The organism is Microbacterium sp. NPDC080220 (assembly GCF_040686395.1).
GTDB classification, from domain to species: Bacteria; Actinomycetota; Actinomycetes; order Actinomycetales; family Microbacteriaceae; genus Microbacterium; species Microbacterium gawkjiense.
The window spans coordinates 47507-66651 of sequence record NZ_JBFBOP010000012.1; the positions used below are offsets into that span (position 1 = coordinate 47507).

At 67.9% G+C, this 19145-nt stretch carries 20 protein-coding genes; all 20 read left to right on the top strand.

Translation table 11 applies throughout. The annotated features are described in order from the left end of the window. Window positions 1-51: 51 nt before the first annotated feature. Window positions 52-246, top strand: a complete 195-nt coding sequence (locus AB0P29_RS15160; protein WP_005052697.1) for a hypothetical protein — start codon at window positions 52-54, stop codon at window positions 244-246. Window positions 247-261: 15 nt separating this feature from the next. Then, window positions 262-675, top strand: coding sequence for a TadE/TadG family type IV pilus assembly protein (locus AB0P29_RS15165; protein ID WP_005052695.1), 414 nt, complete (start codon window positions 262-264; stop codon window positions 673-675). Beyond that, complete coding sequence (locus AB0P29_RS15170; protein ID WP_005052692.1) at window positions 675-1124, top strand: hypothetical protein; 450 nt, start codon at window positions 675-677, stop codon at window positions 1122-1124. Before AB0P29_RS15165 ends, AB0P29_RS15170 begins: the two co-directional genes overlap by 1 nt. A gap of 5 nt (window positions 1125-1129) precedes the next feature. Then, on the top strand, window positions 1130-1531 hold the full coding sequence (locus tag AB0P29_RS15175; protein WP_039718453.1) for a pilus assembly protein TadG-related protein: 402 nt from the start codon (window positions 1130-1132) through the stop codon (window positions 1529-1531). Window positions 1532-1541: 10 nt separating this feature from the next. Beyond that, window positions 1542-2153, top strand: a complete 612-nt coding sequence (locus AB0P29_RS15180; protein WP_005052688.1) for a hypothetical protein — start codon at window positions 1542-1544, stop codon at window positions 2151-2153. Window positions 2154-2433: 280 nt separating this feature from the next. After that, complete coding sequence (locus tag AB0P29_RS15185) at window positions 2434-3189, top strand: hypothetical protein (RefSeq protein WP_253247343.1); 756 nt, start codon at window positions 2434-2436, stop codon at window positions 3187-3189. Between the two features lie 16 nt (window positions 3190-3205). Further along, complete coding sequence (locus AB0P29_RS15190) at window positions 3206-6529, top strand: LysM peptidoglycan-binding domain-containing protein (RefSeq protein ID WP_005052682.1); 3324 nt, start codon at window positions 3206-3208, stop codon at window positions 6527-6529. 156 nt (window positions 6530-6685) lie between these two features. Continuing rightward, window positions 6686-7144 carry a prepilin peptidase gene (locus tag AB0P29_RS15195; protein WP_172400032.1) on the top strand — a complete coding sequence of 153 codons (459 nt, stop codon included), beginning with the start codon at window positions 6686-6688 and terminating at the stop codon, window positions 7142-7144. Further along, a complete protein-coding gene (locus tag AB0P29_RS15200) occupies window positions 7145-8026 on the top strand; it encodes a hypothetical protein (protein ID WP_005052679.1) in 882 nt (293 codons plus the stop codon). Between the two features lie 260 nt (window positions 8027-8286). Next, window positions 8287-8565 carry a hypothetical protein gene (locus AB0P29_RS15205; RefSeq protein WP_005052675.1) on the top strand — a complete coding sequence of 93 codons (279 nt, stop codon included), beginning with the start codon at window positions 8287-8289 and terminating at the stop codon, window positions 8563-8565. After that, on the top strand, window positions 8562-8927 hold the full coding sequence (locus AB0P29_RS15210) for a hypothetical protein (RefSeq protein WP_005052673.1): 366 nt from the start codon (window positions 8562-8564) through the stop codon (window positions 8925-8927). The genes AB0P29_RS15205 and AB0P29_RS15210 overlap by 4 nt, the downstream gene beginning before the upstream one ends. Before the next feature lie 38 nt (window positions 8928-8965). Further along, entirely contained in the window at window positions 8966-9118 is a 153-nt protein-coding gene (locus tag AB0P29_RS15215; protein ID WP_005052671.1) for a hypothetical protein, read from the top strand. A gap of 2 nt (window positions 9119-9120) precedes the next feature. Further along, window positions 9121-10164, top strand: coding sequence for a hypothetical protein (locus AB0P29_RS15220; protein WP_005052668.1), 1044 nt, complete (start codon window positions 9121-9123; stop codon window positions 10162-10164). 491 nt (window positions 10165-10655) lie between these two features. After that, window positions 10656-10928 carry a hypothetical protein gene (locus tag AB0P29_RS15225; RefSeq protein WP_005052665.1) on the top strand — a complete coding sequence of 91 codons (273 nt, stop codon included), beginning with the start codon at window positions 10656-10658 and terminating at the stop codon, window positions 10926-10928. A gap of 224 nt (window positions 10929-11152) precedes the next feature. Beyond that, window positions 11153-16147: a CHC2 zinc finger domain-containing protein gene (locus AB0P29_RS15230; RefSeq protein ID WP_005052663.1), complete on the top strand. Its 4995-nt coding sequence runs from the start codon at window positions 11153-11155 to the stop codon at window positions 16145-16147. Next, entirely contained in the window at window positions 16147-16713 is a 567-nt protein-coding gene (locus tag AB0P29_RS15235) for a hypothetical protein (RefSeq protein ID WP_005052659.1), read from the top strand. The genes AB0P29_RS15230 and AB0P29_RS15235 overlap by 1 nt, the downstream gene beginning before the upstream one ends. A 105-nt stretch (window positions 16714-16818) precedes the next feature. Further along, complete coding sequence (locus AB0P29_RS15240; RefSeq protein WP_005052657.1) at window positions 16819-17256, top strand: DNA-directed DNA polymerase; 438 nt, start codon at window positions 16819-16821, stop codon at window positions 17254-17256. A 99-nt stretch (window positions 17257-17355) separates the two neighbouring features. Beyond that, complete coding sequence (locus AB0P29_RS15245) at window positions 17356-18066, top strand: hypothetical protein (RefSeq protein WP_005052653.1); 711 nt, start codon at window positions 17356-17358, stop codon at window positions 18064-18066. 14 nt (window positions 18067-18080) lie between these two features. Beyond that, window positions 18081-18296: a hypothetical protein gene (locus tag AB0P29_RS15250; protein ID WP_005052651.1), complete on the top strand. Its 216-nt coding sequence runs from the start codon at window positions 18081-18083 to the stop codon at window positions 18294-18296. Then, window positions 18293-18886 (top strand): hypothetical protein, encoded by a 594-nt coding sequence (locus AB0P29_RS15255; RefSeq protein WP_005052650.1) that lies wholly within the window; start codon window positions 18293-18295, stop codon window positions 18884-18886. The genes AB0P29_RS15250 and AB0P29_RS15255 overlap by 4 nt, the downstream gene beginning before the upstream one ends. The last annotated feature ends 259 nt before the right edge of the window (window positions 18887-19145 follow it).

The following is a 19145-nucleotide window of genomic DNA, read 5'->3' on the forward strand; positions in this document are numbered from 1 at the left end:
CCTAGTAGACCAAGCACCACCCACCCAGAGAGAGAAAGGAACCAGGATCCTATGTCGACCCTGAGCCGAGAGTTCCTGTCCCGCATGCGCGGGCGGGCAGCTCGCTTCACCGAAGAGCCCGAACGTGGCTCCATCACCCTCGAGCAGGTCATCTGGACCGCCGGGATCGCGCTCGCCGCGGTGGCCGTCGTGGCGATCATCGTCACCGCGATCAACGCCTACGCCGGTCAGATCCCCACCGGCTGAAAGAGCCACCCGCAGATGGTCCGCACCACCAACCCCGGTCACCGGCAGCGCCTCAGAGAAGCGCTCGCCGGTGATCGGGGTGCGGCCACGCTGCAGAACACGATCATCGCCCCGGTACTGCTGCTCGTCCTCGCGGTCTTCCTGCACCTGGGCATCATCCTTCACGCCAACAACCTCGCCCACGCCGCCGCCACCAGCGCCTACAACGCCGCCCGCGCCTACAACGCCAGCGGAACAGACGGCTCCACCGCCGGCCTCGCTGTCCTGAACCAGTCCGGCTCACCGATCAGCGGCGCGTCCGTCGCGGTCGACCGCGGCGCCAACACCGTGACAGTGACCGTCACCGGCAACGCCCCCTCCTTCGTCCCCGGACTGACCACCAACATCGACGTCACCGTGACCGGCCCCACTGAAAGGTGGGTCAACTGATGCGCACCATCCGCACCCTCATTGCCAAGCTCCGCGACGACCGCGGCTCCGCCGGCCTCGAGATCGCCATCCTCGCCCCGGCCCTCGCCGCCGTGCTCGTGCTGCTCGCAGCTTCCGGACGTCTCGCTCTGGCCGGCAATGCCGTCGAGTCCGCAGCGTCAGCCGCAGCTCGCGAAGCCTCGCTCGCGCGCACCACAGCCGAGGCGCAGGAAGCCGCCGAAGACATGGCGCGGATCTCGATGGAACAGTCCGGCGTCAACTGCACCACCCTCTCCGTCAACATCGACGCCTCTGGCCTGAGCGCCCCGATCGGGACCACCGGCCGAGTCAGTGCGACCGTCTCCTGCACCGTCGCACTCAGCGACGCCGCCATGATCGGCCTCCCCGGCACCCGCGACCTCACAGGCACCGCTGCTTCTCCGGTCGACGCCTACAGGGAGCGGCGATGAAAACCATGATCCAGAGGCTCCAAGCCAAGTTCCGTGACGACAAGGGCGTCGCGACGATCTACTTCGTCATCATGACCGTCGCGTTCCTCGCGATCGTCGGACTCGTCGTCGACGGCGCCGGCAAGGTGCAAGCCAACCAGCAGGCCTACACCACCGCAGCCAGTGCCGCCCGAGCCGCAGCGAACGCGGTCAGCGGCCAAGCGATCATCGACGGCACCACCGCGATCGACAGCAACCGAGCCGTCAGCGCCGCCAACGGCTACCTCGCCGCCGCTGGCGTCGGAGGAAGCGTCGCCGTCAGCGGCGACCGCATCACCGTCACCGTCGACACCGACTACTCGGCAACCTTCCTCCCCGTGCCGTTCCCCGTCCAAGCCACAGCCACCGCAGAGCTGATCACCCAATAGGAGCCCCACCATGAGCATCAAGCGCCTCGCCATCGCCGGCATCATCGCCGCCGCACTGACGCTGACCGCATGCACGGGCACCGGCAACCAGAACCCCACCGCCAGCCCCACAGACACCCCGACCCCCACGCCTACCGCCAGCAACGCACAGGTTCCGCCGCCGGCGAGCGAGGATGAGGCGATCACCGCAGCGGAGACCGTGCTGACCCAGTACTTCGTCACACGGGGCGAGGTCAACGCAGCTGGTGGTACCGATACTGCGCCGCTTGAGGCGTGGGCGACCGGGCGAGCTCTCGAGGTCGCTGTCAACGATGCAGCTGGCATCGCAGAGGGGCCGATTCTCAACGTCGACCAGGTGAACGTCGAAGGCCCCGCAACCACAGAGGGAGCGATCAAGTACGAAACGGTTGCTTCCTACGGGCAGGAGTGGGAAGGCATCGAGAACGGTCTTGTCACGATCAATGCCTGCCAGGACGCGAGCGAGTACAAGGTCTGGGCTAGCGACGGGTCGGAGGCCATGCGCCCCGAAGCTCGCAGCACCTTCGACTACCAGGTCGTCTACGACAGCGAGAGCGAGACCTGGCTGGTTTACAACCTGATCAGTCTGGGGGAGAGCTGCTGACCGTAGCTCGGGAGATCGCATGCTGAAACGACTAGTCACCGCCCTTGCCTCGATCGCCTTGATCGCAGGCACCTTGATGGCCACGGCTGCGCCTGCTAATGCTGCCGGTGGTGTTTGGTGTGACCCGGAGTCTTCGCGTTGCTACCTCACGATCTCGATACCTTCGGATCCGGCGCCGAACCCGGACAGCAACGGGTGGACCCCTGGCGCACCGACCTGCTACTACGAGAACTCGCAGTCTGGCCTTCTGCAGCTGGGCTGGACCGAGGATCAGATTCGAGTGTTCGAGGGCGGCACCTACCAGCGCTTCTACGCGATCATCGACTGCGGTGGATCCGACTCGTACTGGTCGAACACGCGGCAGTGCTACGTCTTTATGAAGGACGGCGTATGGCCGGCCCGCCCGCCGGGCTACTCGCAGGAGGCCGGCTACTACGGCTGCATCATGTTCAACCCGACGCCCGGTGGATCGCCGGGCCTGGGCACGGAGAGCAACTTCTGGGGTGAGACGGTCCCGCCGGGGCTGCGGGTGCTCACTCCGGGTGCCGCTGCTCAACAGCTCATCTCCACGTTCGCCCTGCGCGGCATCGACATCGGCATGGCTCCCGAGGTCAACCCGGAATGGGGTCACCGTCGCGGCTACGTCGGGGTGCCGATCTGGCTCTGGGTCAACAACCCCGAGCCCCTGACCTGGGGCCCCTATACGGAGACCGCGACGCTGGGTGGGCAGACGATCACGGCGACCGCTCAGGCCACGTCCGTTCGCTGGCAGATGGGCGACGGCGCGTCGACGACCTGCGGCAACACCGGCACCCCGTACAACGTCGGCTACGGCATGACGACGTCGCCGACCTGCGGTTACCAGTACACGTCGACCTCGAGCCGGAACCCCGGCGATCGCTTCACGGTCACGGCCACGACGAACTGGACCGTGACGTGGACCTCTCTCGCCGGCCCCGGCGGCACCATCAACCTGACCACCAACAGCGCAGTCGACCTCGAGGTCAACGAGCTGCAGACGGTCATCGTCCCCTGACCCCCAAGGAGGCATCATGAACCGCATCGGAAAGGGCCTCGGGTCGCTGATCCTGCTCGCCGTGCTCCTGGTCGGTATCCCCGCCGGGCTCGTGTTCTTCGCCGGCAACCCGCTGCCGTCGTGGGACGAGCTCGTGGCCGGGTTCACGATGCGCGACTACACCGGATCCTTCCTGATCGGGACGATCATGCCGATCGTCGCGTGGATCGCGTGGGCGACCTTCGCTGTCGGCTTCCTCGCCGAGCTGCCCGCGCAGCTGCGCGGCGTGCCGCGGCCGCGGATCCCTGGCCTCGGCGTCCAGCAGAAGGTCATGGGCGGTCTGCTCGCCGCAGTCATCGCACTGTTCTCGCCCGCGGCCGCGTTTGCGTCAGAGGTACCCACACAGCCTTCGGTGTCGATGAGCACCTCTGTCGTCTCGGTTGCGACCACCGAGGCTGCGACTGAGGAGGCCCCTGTCGTCGAGGCAGGCCCGCAGTACGTGGTGACGGGTACGGACACACTCGCCCGGATCGCGGAGAGCACGCTGGGCGACCGCAGCCGCGCTGCAGAGATCTCCGCGCTCAACCTCGGTGTGCAGCAGGCCGATGGGGGAGCGCTGACCGCATCGGGATGGCTGCAGGAGGGATGGGTGCTCACCCTGCCGGCAGACGCCGTCGTGCCAGCCGCAGCGGATGTCGCGGCAGCGCCTGCAAGCGCCGAGGCGGAGACGGTCACCGAGATCACCTACGAGCAGCGTGCCATCGTCTCCGGCGACACCCTGTGGGACATCGCGGCCGAGGAGCTCGGCGACGGTACCCGCTACCCCGAGATCTTCGAGGCCTCGAAAGACATCGTTCAGCCTGGCGGCGGCACCATCACCGATCCGAACTGGATCTACCCCGGCCAGCAGGTCAACATCCCCGTGGCCACCGTCGTCCCCATCGCTCCGACCGACGACGCGGCGGGCACCACCGGCAGCACTGGCTCGATCGACACGGACGAGGGCGCTGCCGGCGCCGTCGACGTCGACGCAGACGAGGGTGCTGGTGCCGCGGGTGCTGGCGGCGGCGCCGACGAAGGCGCTGGCGCGTCGGGTGCGGATGCCGCGGCCGAGGACGAGGCCACAAGCGGTCTGGGGTTCACCACGGATGCCACCCAGGCGCCCGCCGACGAGGCGCCCGTCGACGAGGCTGCAGCTCCGGCCGCGGCCGTCGACGTCGACGAGGACGACACGAGCGGCATTGAGGACTACTTCCAGGTCGCCACCATCGGAGGCATCGGCGCCACACTCGCCGCCGGCCTCCTCACCCTCCTCGGGTGGCGGCGTCTCAAGCAGCGCCGCGACCGCAAGCCCCGCCAGCGGATCGCGATGCCCGACGAGACGGTGTCCTCCGTGGAGCTCGAGCTGCGCGCCGTGGAGAACCCGCTGGGCGCCGAGGCGGTCGACACAGCCCTGCGCCACCTGGCCGTGTGGGCGCAGGAAACCGGCAGCCGGCTCCCCGCGCTGTACGCCCTCCGCCTCGATGAGAGCTCGGTCGCCGTCTACCTCGACGAGCCGACCGACCTTCCGGCACCGTTCACCCAGTACGACCCCGAAGACAAGCTCGCTTGGATGGTCGCGCTGACCGACCTCGAGCCTCTCGACACGGTCCCGTCCGCGCCGTACCCGGCGCTGGTCATGCTCGGCCACGACGACAACAACGGGCACATCTTCGTCGACCTGGAACGGATCGGTGCGCTCAACGTCACCGGCGCCACCGGAGAGCTGCGCCAGGGCGTGCTTACCGCCATCGCGATCGAGCTCGCCGCGAACACCTGGTCTGAGGACGTCCAGGTCACCCTCGTCGGCGTCGGCGATCGCCTCCCGCTCGCGCTCGGCAGCGGCCGCGTGCGTCACGTCGAGGACACCGACACGCTGCTGCGCAACCTGCACGGACAGGCCGCGGCGGTCGAAGCTGCTCTCGCTGAGCTCGGCGTCGACGGGCTCGAGCAGGCACGTACTACCGGAGCGGATGCGGAGGCCTGGGCGCCGGAAATCATCATCCTCGGCGACAACCCGGACGAAGCCACCCGTGAAGCCATCAGCGAGCTGGTCACCCGGATCCCGCGGGTCGGTATCGCAGCTGTCAGCGCCGGCCACCTGACGGGCAGCTGGAACCTGGCACTCACCGAGGACCGTCGAGCTCAGCTCGAGATCCCCGGCACCGGCGTCGCCATCCCGATCACCCCGCAGCTTGTCGGCACGCGCGAGTACAACGAGATCCTCGCGCTGTTCGACGTCGCCACAGAGGGCGCCGCTACCGGCGTCGCGCTCGACGACGAACTCGAGCTCGACGAGATCCCCGCCGCTGCAGTCGAAGCCGACGAGGTCGAAGCCGAGCAGCTCCCGCTCGTCGACGAGCCCGACGTCGAGATCTCCGAGCCTGTCGCCGCCGAGAAGGAGGCGGAGATCTCCGAGGCGGACGAGGCAGCACCCGCCGCCGTCGACGAGGAGCCGGCGGAGACCGTCACGGTCGACCTGGTCGACGAGGAGGCCGCGGCCGAGCACGACGAGCCGCTCGCGGCGATCACACCGCTGCACCGTGGGCCGTACCTGCAGCTGCTCGGACCCGTCGAGGTTCGCGGCGCGCGTGGAGAGGCGCCGGTGAACCCGAACACCGCCGCGCAGTGGCGATCGGCAATCCGCAAGGGGACCGAGCTGGTCGCGTTCTTGTCGGTGAACCCGAACGCCACCGCCGAGCAGGTACACGCCGTGTTCTGGCCCGGCCAGATCGCCTCGGGCAAGAAGGCAAACGACGACCGCAACGGGCTGACCTCCAAGACTCGCCGCTGGCTCGGACAGAACGATGACGGCGAGCTCTATGTGCCGCTCGTGACGACGGGGGAGTACCGGCTGCACGAGGACGTCCGCTCCGACTGGCAGGACTTCCTCGGTCTCATCGGTGACGAGATCTCTGACACCCCCACCGACCGGCTGCTCGCTGCGCTCGAGCTCGTCAAGGGACAGCCCATCAGCGGCGTCCCCGACAAGCGCTACGTGTTCGCCGACCGGCTGCGCAACGAAATGATCGCGACCATTGGCGACGTCGCCCATGAGGTAGCCACCCGCAGCCTGTCCACAGGGAAGGTCCGACACGCACGCCTCGCCTCCGCGATCGGACGCATGGTCGACCCCATCAACGAGGTCTTCTGGCGTGACGGTCTGCGCGCCGAGCACCAGGCAGGCGACCACGCCGGCGTCGAGCGACTGATCACGCAGCTCGAGCAGAACCTTGCCGCCGTCGACGAGGACTACGAGCCCGACACCGAGACGCAGTCCCTCATCGCTCAGCTGCGACAGCGCCACGCGATCGCCAGCTGACCCATGACCACAACTCGTGAGGCCCCCCAAAGCGCGCGCGCGGGACGTTTCCCGGCGTTGCGGTACCCGCTCGCGGCTGTGGGGGGCTTCGCTCTGTCAGCGGCCATCACAGCGCCCCTGAGCCCCGATCTCGGGCTCACGGTCGGCAGTTGGGTCATGATCAGCGTCTACAGCGTCTACGGGGCGCTCCTGGCGCGCACGGACCTGCAGGAGCGTCGACTGCCCGACGCGCTCACACTCACGCTCGCCGCCTTCCTGACGGGCACCGTCCTCGCTCTCGCGATCACTGCCGGCGCCGGCGGTGCAGCGATCTCTGCAATCAGCGGCGCACTCGGCCTCGCGGTGTTGCTGGCAGCGTTCGGGCTGCTCGGGCAAGTCGGTTTCGGTGACGTGAAACTCGCTCTCAGCGTGGGGCTGCTCACCGGGTGGCACACCTGGTACTTCCCGTTCATCGCAATCGCGGTCGCCTACGTCCTCGCGTTCCCCCACGCGATCATCGCGGCGGTGCGACGCAAGCACGGACACGAGAGCACGGACCTCCCGTTCGGCCCCTACATGATCGCCGCCGGCCTGGTCGTCGCGATCGTCGCCACCCTCGCCACCCTCGCCAGCTGAATGTCCGACGAGTACTACAGCCCCGAAGGGGAGTACCTACGGCGCGTGCTGCGGCGCAGGCGCGCGCGGACCGAAGTCGCGGCCGCGGGCTGGTTCGGCCGCAGACGCGCACGCGACCAGCTCCGTGAGCTCGAAGAGAGCGACGGCCTCGACGATGCAGCACAGCGATGGGCGCGTTCGATGCTGCTGACCGAGATCGCGAACGCCTGGGCGCGGACCTCCCGGCATTCCAACGAGTGGCATCCGCGACTGCTCGAGCACCTTCCGGGCCTCGCCGAGGAGGCCGCGGCCGAGGCTGTGCTGCAGGCCGGTGACGACGAGTTGCTCCACCCGCTGCTCACCGCCGCGGCCGCGGAACAGCTCGCGCGTGAGAACGTCGATCGGGTGAGGCGCGTGGTGGACGACCCGACCATCTACCTGCTGCGCACCACGACGCCAGAGGGGAACCCGATGACCGTGCTGCAGCACGCTGCGAGCGGTCTGCGTGGACGATTCGCCGTCGATCCCTTCGACGGGTTCGGTGACGTGTTCTCGAAGCCCTACGACATCCCGTCGATCAACCCGGACAACCCGCACGACGATGGCAACCGCTGGGAGCTGTACGCGGGTCTCGGCATCGGGCGTCGCCTGTACCTCTCCGCGGCCGACCTCCACCCACACGTCCGCTGGCGTGCCGGTATCCAGAGCCCCTATGCGGCGCCGCTGCGCACCAGGCTGCACGACGCCGACCCGTACCACTGGGGGGCGAGCTGCACCTGGTGCAACGAGCGGCGGATCATCTGGCGCGAAGCCGACCCGACCAAGCTCGCCGAACACCCCATCACGCCGGCGCCGGCCGCGATCGCCCCCCGGATCATCGAAGTCATCACCAGCTCGAGGTAGCAGAGGGTCATCCTCCGTGGATGCTCGCGCCGACGAAGACCGGGGGAGAGGCCACCTGTGGCAGCGCCTCCTCACGGCCGCACACCACGCACGCCAACGCGGCAGGGCGATCGCGCATCACCACACCGCAGCAATGCGGCTGGGTGCCGGCTGCCAGCCAGTCGTGGACCATCCTGCGAAGCTACGCCCCCGCGCGGCCGCGAGCATCGACTTCTCCACAGCACGTTCCCCAGACAGGTGTTTTGTGGCACAATACCTATATGGGAATCGAGTGGCCGGAGTCAGCTGACAAGCACGACATCCCCCACGCTGACGCTCTCTACGCAATGCAGAACGCGACCTACACGAGCACCAAGGTCAAGATCAACGACGGCGACACCCGCAACCAGCGTCGCGTCTTCATCGGCCCACAGCACGCACAGACCGATCGGCTGATCGAAGTGCTCATTGAACTCAAGCCCGGCGGCAACTTCGTCGTCTACCACGTCATGCCGCTGGGCGCCTACTACCGCCGACAGATGGAGGAGGAGAACGAATGACCCTCAGCAAGAAGGACCAGGAGCGCTACGCCACCCTCGCCGCGCTCGAAGAGCAGCCCACCGGCGCGTCAACGCCGGGGGATAGCGCCCACGGCGCCGACGCCGCAGCCATCGGGCAGCAGCTCCTCCTCGAGGCCCTCGGAAGCACACAGGCTGTCGCACGGGCCGTCGGAGGACGACCCCGCGTCGGCGGCACGGCCGCGGGATCCGGCGCGTCCCCGACGATCCGCACCCGCGTCACCCCGACCCGCAAGCGCGAGGTCGACCAGCTGCGCGCGCAGCTGGGGATGAAGACCGACTCCGACGTCGTCCGAGCCGCCCTCGACGAGTACGTGCAACGGCACCTGCAAGCCAGCGCATGACAGCGGGGAATGTCGGAGACGACCACTAGGGTCCGCCCATGCGCGTCATCGGAACCATCCGCAGCACCGCCACAGAGCGGATCACCGTCGAGGCCGGCAGCTACCAGGAAGCGCGCGAGATGCTCGAAGCGCAGATCCCCGAAGGCCACGAACTCATCGCCATCCGCACCGACGACACCGACGCCAGCTGACCATGGGCACACTCGCAGACTCGATACCCGCAGCTCACGCGCGAAGCGCCTGGGCTGCGGGTATCGAGCCCCTGCGTGAGGCGTTCCCACTCCACGCCGACAAGCTCGTCCGCGCGATCGCGTACTCCTACATCGAGCCCCTCCCGACACCGATCTTCATCATCGGGGGAACCCCCACAACCCGAGACGCGCTCGCCGACGCACTCGCCGAGCTCGCCGGCGAGATCGAACGACCACACATCGACCCCCTCACGTTCGCAGGAGTCCGACGTGCCGTCGTGCCCGGCAGGCCACTGGTCCTCACCAGCGCCCCCCACGTCAGCCCCCGCGCACCACTCAGCGCGCTCGACGAGATCGAGATCGAGAGCTTCGTCTCATTCGCCACCCCACTCAGCAAGGCCTCCGCGCTGATCATCGCCAGCTCTCAGACAATTCAGCCGCTCAGCGCCGAGCGCTCCATCACCATCGAGCTTCCCCAGCGTCCGCGCAGCCTTCAACCGCTCCGCTCGCTGGGAAGTGAACCCGCCGCTGCCGGCCGACGCATCATCGCGAGCTATCTGCAGCAGAACGCGCCCCACCTGGATCTCGACCCTCATGGGATCAACATCGCCCGACATCCCGACTTCGCCAAGCCCCGGCGCCTCGACGCCGCGTTCTACCTCGGCGACACGATCCTGAGCACCCTCGGCCTCGATGCTCCCGCCCAGCCCGCGACGTCATGGCTCGGCGAGGACGACCAAATCATCTGGGCCCTACGCGAGGCCGTCAGATACCTGCTCGCCAACGGCGGCGAGCTCACCGACAACGCCAGCCAGACCAAGGAGTGGGTGATCGGACGCACCGACCACCGCTACCTGTATATCCGCCCCACCGAAGCGCTGCCCTTCATCCGGGCCGCGCACGGTGACCCCACCCTCAGCATCAAAGCGATCACCACGACACTGCGCCGGCTACATCTGATCGGCACCAAGACCGGAACCGTGACCGCGCGAATCGGTGGAGAACCCACCCGCGTCTGGAAGATCCCCGCCGATCGAGAGATCTAGCGCGACACGCCGAGCTCAGCGAGCGAAGACGGGCCACACCACCCGAGGAATCCACTCCGAGGAAGCGTCGGATGACACACAACCCTCGTCGACGCAGCAGTATTGCTCGCACGTCGCTGTAACAGCAAAGCCCGACTCGCGCGCAGTGGTACACAATTGAGGTGTACCAACGAAATTAGCGCTGACCTGGGGTTTCATTACCTCTGGTACACCTGCCGATTCGCAAGGTGTACCAAGCATTTTTGCCTTCTGATCAGTGTTTTTATCGCGTTTGGTACACCTGGTACACCTTTTCAGCGGCAGCCCTCACACATGCGCGCCCGCGCGAGGCGTAAAAGGTGTACCAACAGCGAAGCCAAACTTTTTTCGGGAACCGATGTCCGCGAAGCGTCCGAGGCTGGGCCTATACCTGGCATGAGAGCTCAGAGCCGTCTGCGCGACGCACCGAACCAATCCGTGATTCTGAATCAGCTACGTGCTAGAAACAGGGCATGCCAGCCAGAGCGAAGCCAGGACGTCGTTCATACGGCCCTCGCGCCGTCAGGACGGTTCGATATCCGGAGGCCTACGACCCGATCCTCGAACGCCTCGCTGCGGAGTCTGGGATCCCCCTCAGCAGCTGGCTTGCGCTGGCTGTCTCACAGCAGGCCGGGCTTGAGATCCCGGACTACGTCAAGGACGAGTTGGAAAAGGCGGCGCGCGAGCGCGCTACGCGCGAGGCAGAACAGGAGCTCGACATGCTCGACATGCCAAAGTCCGCGTAGAAAGACTCAACCCCCTCCGGTCTGCCAACCATCGGGGGTCTTGAGTGCTTTTGGGTCACAGCCTCCTGCCAGAGGCTGATCAAGTTACTGATGCTGAGTCAGTCAATCCATGATCGGATGTTCATGATTATAGCCGCGATATTGCGGATGTCTAGCGTTGGTGTGGCCGTCGTGTCGCACACGCTGGGCGCTGCAGCGTGCACCCGAGGGGGTGTGCTGCAGCGATGACGCTTGAGTACACCGGCACGTCGACGGCTACGAACTCTCTCGATCGTGTTCTCGAGGCCCTGGACCGGGGCGGGTGGAAGCCCCGCCGGCAGGGAAGCCAGCACATGGCGCTGTGCCCAGTGCACGGCGACGCGATGCCGTCGCTGAGCATCCGCTACGACCGCACCGGCGGCAAGGTGATGTTGCACTGCTTCGGCTGCGGCGATGCCTTCGATCTCCGCGACGTGTGCGGCGCGCTCGGCCTGACCGTCAGCGACCTGTTCGACGCACCGCTGCCCGCCGATCGCCGCACCGGCTCGCGCACCCCGCGGGCGAAGCGGCCCTCGCTGCCGCCGCGGCTGACGCAAGATGAGCTCGCCCCCAAGACTCCGGATCTGACGGGCGCGACATGGCGCCAGGTCAAGGTCTACGAGTACGTCGACGACAACGGCGTCGTCCTGCAGCGCGTGCACCGCGAAGAGACCACCCTGGACGGACAGCGGCACAAGAGGTTCACGCAGAGCTACCGTGGCGCCAACGGCCGGTGGGTCAAGCGCAAGCCCGAAGGCTTTGCGCCCCTCCTGTACAACCTCGCCGCGATCCGCGCAGCGGTCGCCGCCGGCGGCGACGTGTGGCTGCTCGAGGGGGAGAAGGACGCCGACAGCGCGATCGCCGAGGCCCTGGCCGCGACGACGAACGCCGGCGGTGCCACGGCGTTCCCCGCCGAGCTGCTCGAGCAGTTCCGCGGCGCCACCGTCAACCTGGTCGTCGACAACGATCCCGCCGGCGCACAGCGGGCCGCGGCGGTCGGCGCGCAGCTGGCGGAGCTGGGCATCCCGGCACGGATCTACCTGCCCAACCTCGACGACCGCAAGTCGGACTTCACCGACCACATGGACGCCGGCGGCACCGTCGCTACGCTCGTCGAGATCTCCGTCGACGACGCCCGCGCCATGGTCGCCGCGGCCGAGGCAGACAAGCTCGTCCACGGCCGCACCGGCGTCGCCGTGTGCCTCAAGGAAGCGACTGCCCAGCTTGAGCAGAACCAGCAGGACCGGGCAACCTCCGAGCAGCACGCCGAGGCGTGGGCGCGCGAGTCCCTCAACCGCCTCGAGCGGATCCACGCGATCAACCCGGACCTGACCGCGGAGCAACTCAGCGACCGGGGCCGCGTCGCCCTGACCGAGTACGCGGCCGCGGTCGCGGAGGGCGCGCGGATCTCCCGCGACACCTACATCGTCGCAGGTCTCGACGTGCCCCAAGCGGTCGCCTCCTCCGTGGTCGCAACCCGCCCCGTCGTCGACGAGCAGCAGCCGGCAGAGACTATCGAGATCACCCCCTCCGCACCCCTCACGCAGACCGGCAGCGGCGGCGGGGGAGTGTTCTTCGGCAACGACAACCCCGAGGACCAGCCCGAGAAGCGCCCCTTCATCCGAGGCAACCACTACGGCGTGGTTGAGGGGCAGACCGTGCTCATCAAGCACACCCCCGGCGACGAGGACGACCAGTACCATCGGGTCATGCACGGCTGGGCAGAGGTCCAGACAGTCGCCATCGAAGACGACGGCACGGACAACGAGATCGCTCGCCCCCCGCACCTGTACGTGATCAAGTTCTCCCGGTGGGTCCGCAACGATCGCGGCTACCCGATCCGCGACAAGGAGACCGGCCAGTTCCAGACCGAGTCGGTGGTGCTCAAGTACACCGAAGACCAGATCCGCGACGGGTCATGGTCCAAGGCGATGCCCTGGCCTGGGTTCCTCGAGTCGAACAGCCGCCGCGGCGCGGATCAGGCATGGGATGCGATGAACGCGATCAAGCCGCCGCGGAACAACAGCATCGTGCACACCACGGTCGGATGGCGCACCACCGACACCGGCGACTACTTCGTGCACGCGACCGGCGCGATCGCCAAGAACGGCGCGCTCGGCGTCGAGGTCGACGTCGCGACGACCTCCGAAATCTACGCGATGCCCGAGCCGACCACCGACCGCGACCAGCTGCGCCAGGCGTGGCTCGACGGCACCGTGGCGCTGCGGGAATCCGAGCTGCCCGCCCGTGTGATCGCACCGCTGCTCGGCCACTCCTGGACCGCCCCGGTCCTGCCTGGCCCGATCTTGCTGCACCTGGTGGGCGGGTTCGCTTCCTACAAGACCTCACACAGCCGTCTGGCCGTGCAGTACTTCGCCCCGAACCTCACCCACAACACCAAGGGCCTGATCTCCGGCGCATCCGGCGGATCCACCGCGATCGGCCTGCAGCGCACCCTCTCCGCGATCAGCAACGTGCCGGTGATCGTCGACGACTTCGCCCCGGACGGCAACGCCAGCGACGCGATCCGCCGCATCAGCACCCTGGGCCGCACCGTGTTCAACGGCATCGGTCGCATCCGCGGCAAGCAGCGCGGCGGCGCCGAGGCCGACCGCCCGATCCTCGCCAGCATCATCACGTCCGGCGAACTCTCCGCCCAGGGCTCCGCCGACTCCCGCATTGTCAACCTCCCGCTGGATCCCGCCACGCTCAAGAACGGCGGCGTGATCTTCGGTCGCCTCGAGTCCAAGCGCGCCCGCCACGCTCGCGCGCTCATCGGTGCTTCGCTCGTGCAGTGGACGGCCGCGCGCCGTCAGCAGCTCGTCGACGACTTCACCGAGGCCGAAGAGGACAGCGAGCACCGCCTGTGCACGCAGGCCTACTGGCGTGAGGCCATCCCCCGCCAGAACGGGCACGCGGGCCTCCACGACCGCCTCGTGCAGTCTGCCGTGGTCCTGGACCGCGGCATCATGATCATGCTGATGATGCTCCGCGACCTCGACGTCATCAGCGACGACGAGGCCCGCGACTTCTACGGGTGGGCGCGAGCGGGCATCGCCGAGGCGATCAGTCTGCAGGACTCGTCCGCATCCGACCCCGCCGAGCAACTCATGGAGTACCTGCGCGAGGCGATCGCCAACGGCAACGCTCACCTAGCCGGCATGGACGGCACAGTCCCCGACGATGCGAGCTCGCTGGGGTGGGCCGACCAGTCCACCGGAATGAACCCGCAGTGGCGCCCCAACGGGCAGCGCGTCGGCGTCATCAACAAAGACCGCCTCTACCTGTTCCCGACGACGGCCGTCGCCGTGGCCCGTCAGATGTCGCAGCGCGCCGATGAAGCGTTCAGCGACACCAAGACCTCGCTCTCCTCGTCGATGCTCTCCCACGGCTGGCTCATCGCGGACGGCGCCGGCAAGCGCAGCGTCGTCCGCCGCACCGGACGGTCGATGCAGCACCGCGTGTGGGACATCCCACTGTCCGCGCTCACCGGCAGCGGCCCCGACACCCCGAACGACGACACCGGCCTGGACGGGGGAGAAGGCCCCCAGACGCCGCCCGAGAACGACATCCCGTCGCTGTTCGAGGCGCCCAAGGTCGACGAGGCCACAACCACCCCCGAGGCGCCCGCACAGCCCGCCGTGACCGAGCCCCAGCAGCCTGCATCCGCAGAATCACCCGCCGCGCCTGCCCCCCGACCGGCAGCGCCCGCACAGCCCGCCGTCGCGACGTCGGCCGAGGACTTCCGTGCACCGCTCGGCGTGCTCCACACGGACGGGCTGTGGCTGTCCACGGGCGAGCTGATCACCATCCGCGGTCAGCTCGAGCACGCCGGCCAGCTCGCGCAGCTCGCCACCGACCTCAACCTGGGCACCCGCATCAACCAGGGCACCAACGGGGCGCGCAAGACCGAGCGCGGCCAGATCTTCCTCACCATGGAAGCCGCTCTCGCTCTCGGACTCCCGCTGGACACCCTGCCCGAGTCCACCGACTCCGACTACGGCAAGCTGCTGCGCGAAGCCACCAAGGGGCACCCGTTCATCACCATGGCGACCGAGACCGGATTCTCGCTCAGCGGCGACGGATCCATGGCCGGCAGCATCGACATCTGGCGCGAGGATGACCGCCGGATCGGCGCGCACATCGCCCTCATCCCTGCCCAGGACTTTCGCTTCATCAGCACGATCCTCGACGGCGACCCAGACCCCGCGACCATCGCCCGTCGCCTGGGGAAGTTCACCGCGGCGCTCAAGTTCCCCTACCGCAGCAGCGCCGGCACCACCGGCACCAAGCTCATGCGCGCGCTGCTGCCCCGCGACAAGCACGACGAGATCTACTACCCACAGGACCGCCCCGGCCCGGTCAAGGACCAGATGATGGCCGAGGGTGACTTCAACTGGCAGCGCAAGCTCTTCGGCGACGAGCTCGAGCAGCGCTGGGTACACGGCTTCGACCGTGGAGGCTCCTACCTCGCCGCCGCGAGCACCGAGGTCGGCGTCGGAGCCCCCACCCACTACGACGGCCCGCTGCAATTCACCAAGGCCACGAACAAGCCCGGCTACTGGCTGATCACCGCACCGGAACCCGGCAGCTGGCTGATGCCCGACATCTTCGCCGCCCAAGGCATCGTCCGTGACGGGTTCACCGGATCGCAGATCTGGGTCACCACCCCCACGCTCGAGCTCGCGAGCGAAATGGGCCTCGAGCTCGAGATCCACGAAGCCTGGCTGTGGGACCGCAAAGCCAAGGTCTTCGAGGCCTGGTACAAGCGGGTCCGCGACGCCCGCACCACCCTCGACACCACCGACGTCGACGACCAGGCCGCTCGTGACCTCCTCAAGATCGTCTACGCGGCCGCGATCGGCATGCTCGACTACCGCGGCGACCACGACACCCTCGCCGTGTGGGCCCCGCACCGCCACGACATGATCGTCGCGAAGTCCCGCGCCAACATCATCCGCCGCGTCCTCGCCAACGCCGAGCGCACCGGCCGCTGGCCCGTCGCGATCGAGAAGGACACCGTCGTCTACACCAGCGACCACATCGACCCGCTCGAGGCCTGGCCCGGCGACCCGTCCTGGTTCGGCCGCGGCCTCGGTCAGTACAAGTACGAGGGCTCCGACCAGCTCTCGCATCACGCCGAGTTCCTCAACGGCGACGGCACCTACAAGGGCAAGCGACACCTGAATGAGTTGATCTGATGGCACTGAGCAAGGAAGCGCAAGCGCGGCAGCTCGCCGCGATGTTCGAGGGACTCACCGGGCACAAGCTCCCCGAGGTCTCCCGCGACACCAAATCCATGCTCAAGTTCCTCTTCCCCGGCCAGAGCGACCGGTTCCCGATCGCCACGAAGCTCGCCGCCACGAAGCTCGGAGTCTCCCAGGGCACCGTGCAGCGCTGGATCCGCGGGGCGCAGAATCCCCGCGCCGCGATCACCCAGGAGCTCACCAAGCGCGTCCGCCAGTCCGTCACCACCAAGCGCGGCCGCGGTCAGCTCGCCAAGCGCATCCAATCCCAGATCCCCACCCGTCAGCGCACCATCCGCATCAACGCGCTGCAGGGCCCGTCCGCAGACCCCACGGACAAGAAGTACGTCGCCGAACGGTTCAGCAACCTCGATATGTCGCCCTCCGAGCAGCAACAGCTCTATGACGCCTGGGTGCAAGGCGGCGACACCGGCGCCACCGACTACCTCACCGGCCTCTACGACAACCGCTACGTCGACGGTTGGCAGTTCCACGGCATCAAGGGCGTCGAGTTCCGCTGACACGAATGACCCGGCACCACAGCCTCGTCACGCTACGCTGTATGTAGTGAATGTCACGCTTTTATCAGGTGTGACCGGACTGACGACCAGAGAAAGGACCAGCCGATGGCAGCCTCCATGCCCGAGCTCGTCGACTACGCCTACATCGCCGAGAAGCTCAACGTCTCTCAGCAGACGGTGCGCGTCTACGCCACCGGCACCAAGCAGCGCAAGGCCGGCTTCCCCGAGTCGGTCGCACCCAAGACCGCGCGCTCGCCGCTGTTCCGCAAGAAGGACGCCGACGCGTTCATCCAGCGACGCCTCACCGAGACCGCCGGCGACACCGCCCAGGAAGAGGCAGCTCACAGCGCATTCGCCGAGCTCGGCCGCGAGATCAACCTGCGCAGCCGCGAACAGCTGCAGCAGGCCCTCTTCGAGGATCTCAGCCTGCCCCGCACCGAGAAGGACTCCGTCTCGACGCCAGCGCTCAAGAAGCTCTATGCCGACACCGGATCCACCTTCGTCGCCCACGTACTCGCCTACCGCGGCGCTGCAGTCGAGTGATCGCCTCGCGCTCGCCGCAGCGCCGGCACCAGCTCGGTTGACGGAGCGCGCCCACGCCTCTAGGCTGTGAATGTCACATTCACTAGTAGGAGTCAGGTAATGCCAGACGAGATCGACACGCCGGCACCCTTGTGGTTCACCCCCGAGAGCGCCGACGTCGATGCGCTCGAGCAAGCCTGGGGAGCCCACAAGCTCAGCAAAATCATGGGCGCCGCCCTCGGCAGCTTCAACCGGCTCGGCCACGTCAACGCCGGCACCGCCTCCGACACCTTCGGCGTCTCGGAGGGCACCATCCGCCGGTGGATCCGCGACGGAGTTCCTGCCAGTCGACTCGAGCGTGTCATCTCGCTCGTCCGCCCACCACAGGGCGCATTCGACCAGGAGCGCAAGGATCTCGTCTACGCCCGCGGCGCCGTGACCAAGATCACCACCGATCCAGAGAACGCCGTCGCACTCTGGGGCTACAAGGGCTACCTCGAGCAGTGGGATCTCGCGATCATCAAGATCAAGGGAATGCCCGTCCTCACCGTCCGCATGGCCCGCACCGACCGCGACCGCGCCGCAGACAAGCGTCTCGTCGCCGGCGGCGAGCTCGTCGAGCGCGTGACCTTCCCGAGCTACTGGGCAGCCATCGTCGCCCGTAGCGAGCTCCTCGAGGACGTCTACCCCTACCGAGTCCAGCTGCGCAACACGAAGCTCGCCAGCGGCGCTGGCAAGGCTTTCCTCGACGAGGCTCCCCGCAAGACGTTGCGCTCCTACCGGAAGCGTGCCCGCACCAGCGTCCGCAAGACCACCGAACAGAGCGACTGACAGGCGGCAGAGGCATGCTCCGACAGCTCCCGCTCAACCTTCCCGACGAGGACGAGCTTCTCGCCGTCGCCACGATCACGCTCGACGGCGCCGGGGAGTACAGCCTGAGCATCCACAACATCGTCGACGCCCCGCTCAAAATGACGCCCACTCAGCAGGCTCGAGCGCTGCGCATCCTCGCCACCGGTATCGAAGCAGAAGAAGCAGTCGGCAGAGAGCAGACCCCGTGAGCAAGGGGCACACGGGCCCCACGTTCTGGCATGGCGGGTTCCCCGGCCTCACGGTCGGCTCACGCCTCCTGAGTCCCTATGACGCCGCGGCCGCGCGCATCCCGATCTCATACACACCCCGCGATCGGCCGCAAATCGGCCTCGTCTCTCGCACCGATCGCGTTTACTTCAGCACGCGCCAGGAGTTCGCTCGCGCCTTCGCGTTCCAGACCGAGATCACCACACCCTCCGGCACCCTGACATCGCGAGGCACCCTCTACGCCGTCGAGCCGATCGGCGCCACCGAGGAAGATCCCGACTTCGCCGGCCACGAGATCTCATGGTGCGCGCCCGGCGCCATCATCACTGCGATCGTCGAAACCGATGTGCGCATGCGAGCTCGTGACGCAACCCGCGTCATCGGCAGCTACGCCACCTGGGACGACGGTCGACCGATGTACCTCGAGGACGGACGGCTCTGCATCACCTGGCAGATGGAGAGCCTCGGCCTCACTCAGGACACCGTCGACGAGATCGTGCGTCCGTGGACTCCTGTCGAAACCGCACTCGAGCGCATCGCGACAGCCACCCGTACCCATCACCCCCGCTGACCGGGGGAGCCGCGGTGTCGACCGCGCTCGGAATCGAGGCGAGGCCGGCCGAGCGCAGCGAGCCGGACCTGCCGGGCACCGCCACGACAACTGCACCCACGACAGCGGCCGGCTCGCCGGCCCGCCCGAGGCGTGCGGCGCAGCCGCTTGCCCACCCGGGAAGGCGCCGAGCGGCTGACCGGCCGGCTGAACGAGATCTACGCCGAGCGCGTCGGCATCGACGTGCCCGACCAGACCGTGCCCGCGGCAATGAGGGTCC

Excerpts from the sequence above, each read along its gene's own strand:
- AB0P29_RS15160 (WP_005052697.1), top strand. The coding sequence starts at position 52 with ATGTCGACCCTGAGCCGAGAGTTCCTGTCCCGCATGCGCGGGCGGGCA.
- AB0P29_RS15165 (WP_005052695.1), top strand. The coding sequence starts at position 262 with ATGGTCCGCACCACCAACCCCGGTCACCGGCAGCGCCTCAGAGAAGCG.
- AB0P29_RS15170 (WP_005052692.1), top strand. The coding sequence starts at position 675 with ATGCGCACCATCCGCACCCTCATTGCCAAGCTCCGCGACGACCGCGGC.
- AB0P29_RS15175 (WP_039718453.1), top strand. The coding sequence starts at position 1,130 with ATGATCCAGAGGCTCCAAGCCAAGTTCCGTGACGACAAGGGCGTCGCG.
- AB0P29_RS15180 (WP_005052688.1), top strand. The coding sequence starts at position 1,542 with ATGAGCATCAAGCGCCTCGCCATCGCCGGCATCATCGCCGCCGCACTG.
- AB0P29_RS15190 (WP_005052682.1), top strand. The coding sequence starts at position 3,206 with ATGAACCGCATCGGAAAGGGCCTCGGGTCGCTGATCCTGCTCGCCGTG.
- AB0P29_RS15195 (WP_172400032.1), top strand. The coding sequence starts at position 6,686 with ATGATCAGCGTCTACAGCGTCTACGGGGCGCTCCTGGCGCGCACGGAC.
- AB0P29_RS15200 (WP_005052679.1), top strand. The coding sequence starts at position 7,145 with ATGTCCGACGAGTACTACAGCCCCGAAGGGGAGTACCTACGGCGCGTG.
- AB0P29_RS15205 (WP_005052675.1), top strand. The coding sequence starts at position 8,287 with ATGGGAATCGAGTGGCCGGAGTCAGCTGACAAGCACGACATCCCCCAC.
- AB0P29_RS15210 (WP_005052673.1), top strand. The coding sequence starts at position 8,562 with ATGACCCTCAGCAAGAAGGACCAGGAGCGCTACGCCACCCTCGCCGCG.
- AB0P29_RS15215 (WP_005052671.1), top strand. The coding sequence starts at position 8,966 with ATGCGCGTCATCGGAACCATCCGCAGCACCGCCACAGAGCGGATCACC.
- AB0P29_RS15220 (WP_005052668.1), top strand. The coding sequence starts at position 9,121 with ATGGGCACACTCGCAGACTCGATACCCGCAGCTCACGCGCGAAGCGCC.
- AB0P29_RS15225 (WP_005052665.1), top strand. The coding sequence starts at position 10,656 with ATGCCAGCCAGAGCGAAGCCAGGACGTCGTTCATACGGCCCTCGCGCC.
- AB0P29_RS15230 (WP_005052663.1), top strand. The coding sequence starts at position 11,153 with ATGACGCTTGAGTACACCGGCACGTCGACGGCTACGAACTCTCTCGAT.
- AB0P29_RS15235 (WP_005052659.1), top strand. The coding sequence starts at position 16,147 with ATGGCACTGAGCAAGGAAGCGCAAGCGCGGCAGCTCGCCGCGATGTTC.
- AB0P29_RS15240 (WP_005052657.1), top strand. The coding sequence starts at position 16,819 with ATGGCAGCCTCCATGCCCGAGCTCGTCGACTACGCCTACATCGCCGAG.
- AB0P29_RS15245 (WP_005052653.1), top strand. The coding sequence starts at position 17,356 with ATGCCAGACGAGATCGACACGCCGGCACCCTTGTGGTTCACCCCCGAG.
- AB0P29_RS15250 (WP_005052651.1), top strand. The coding sequence starts at position 18,081 with ATGCTCCGACAGCTCCCGCTCAACCTTCCCGACGAGGACGAGCTTCTC.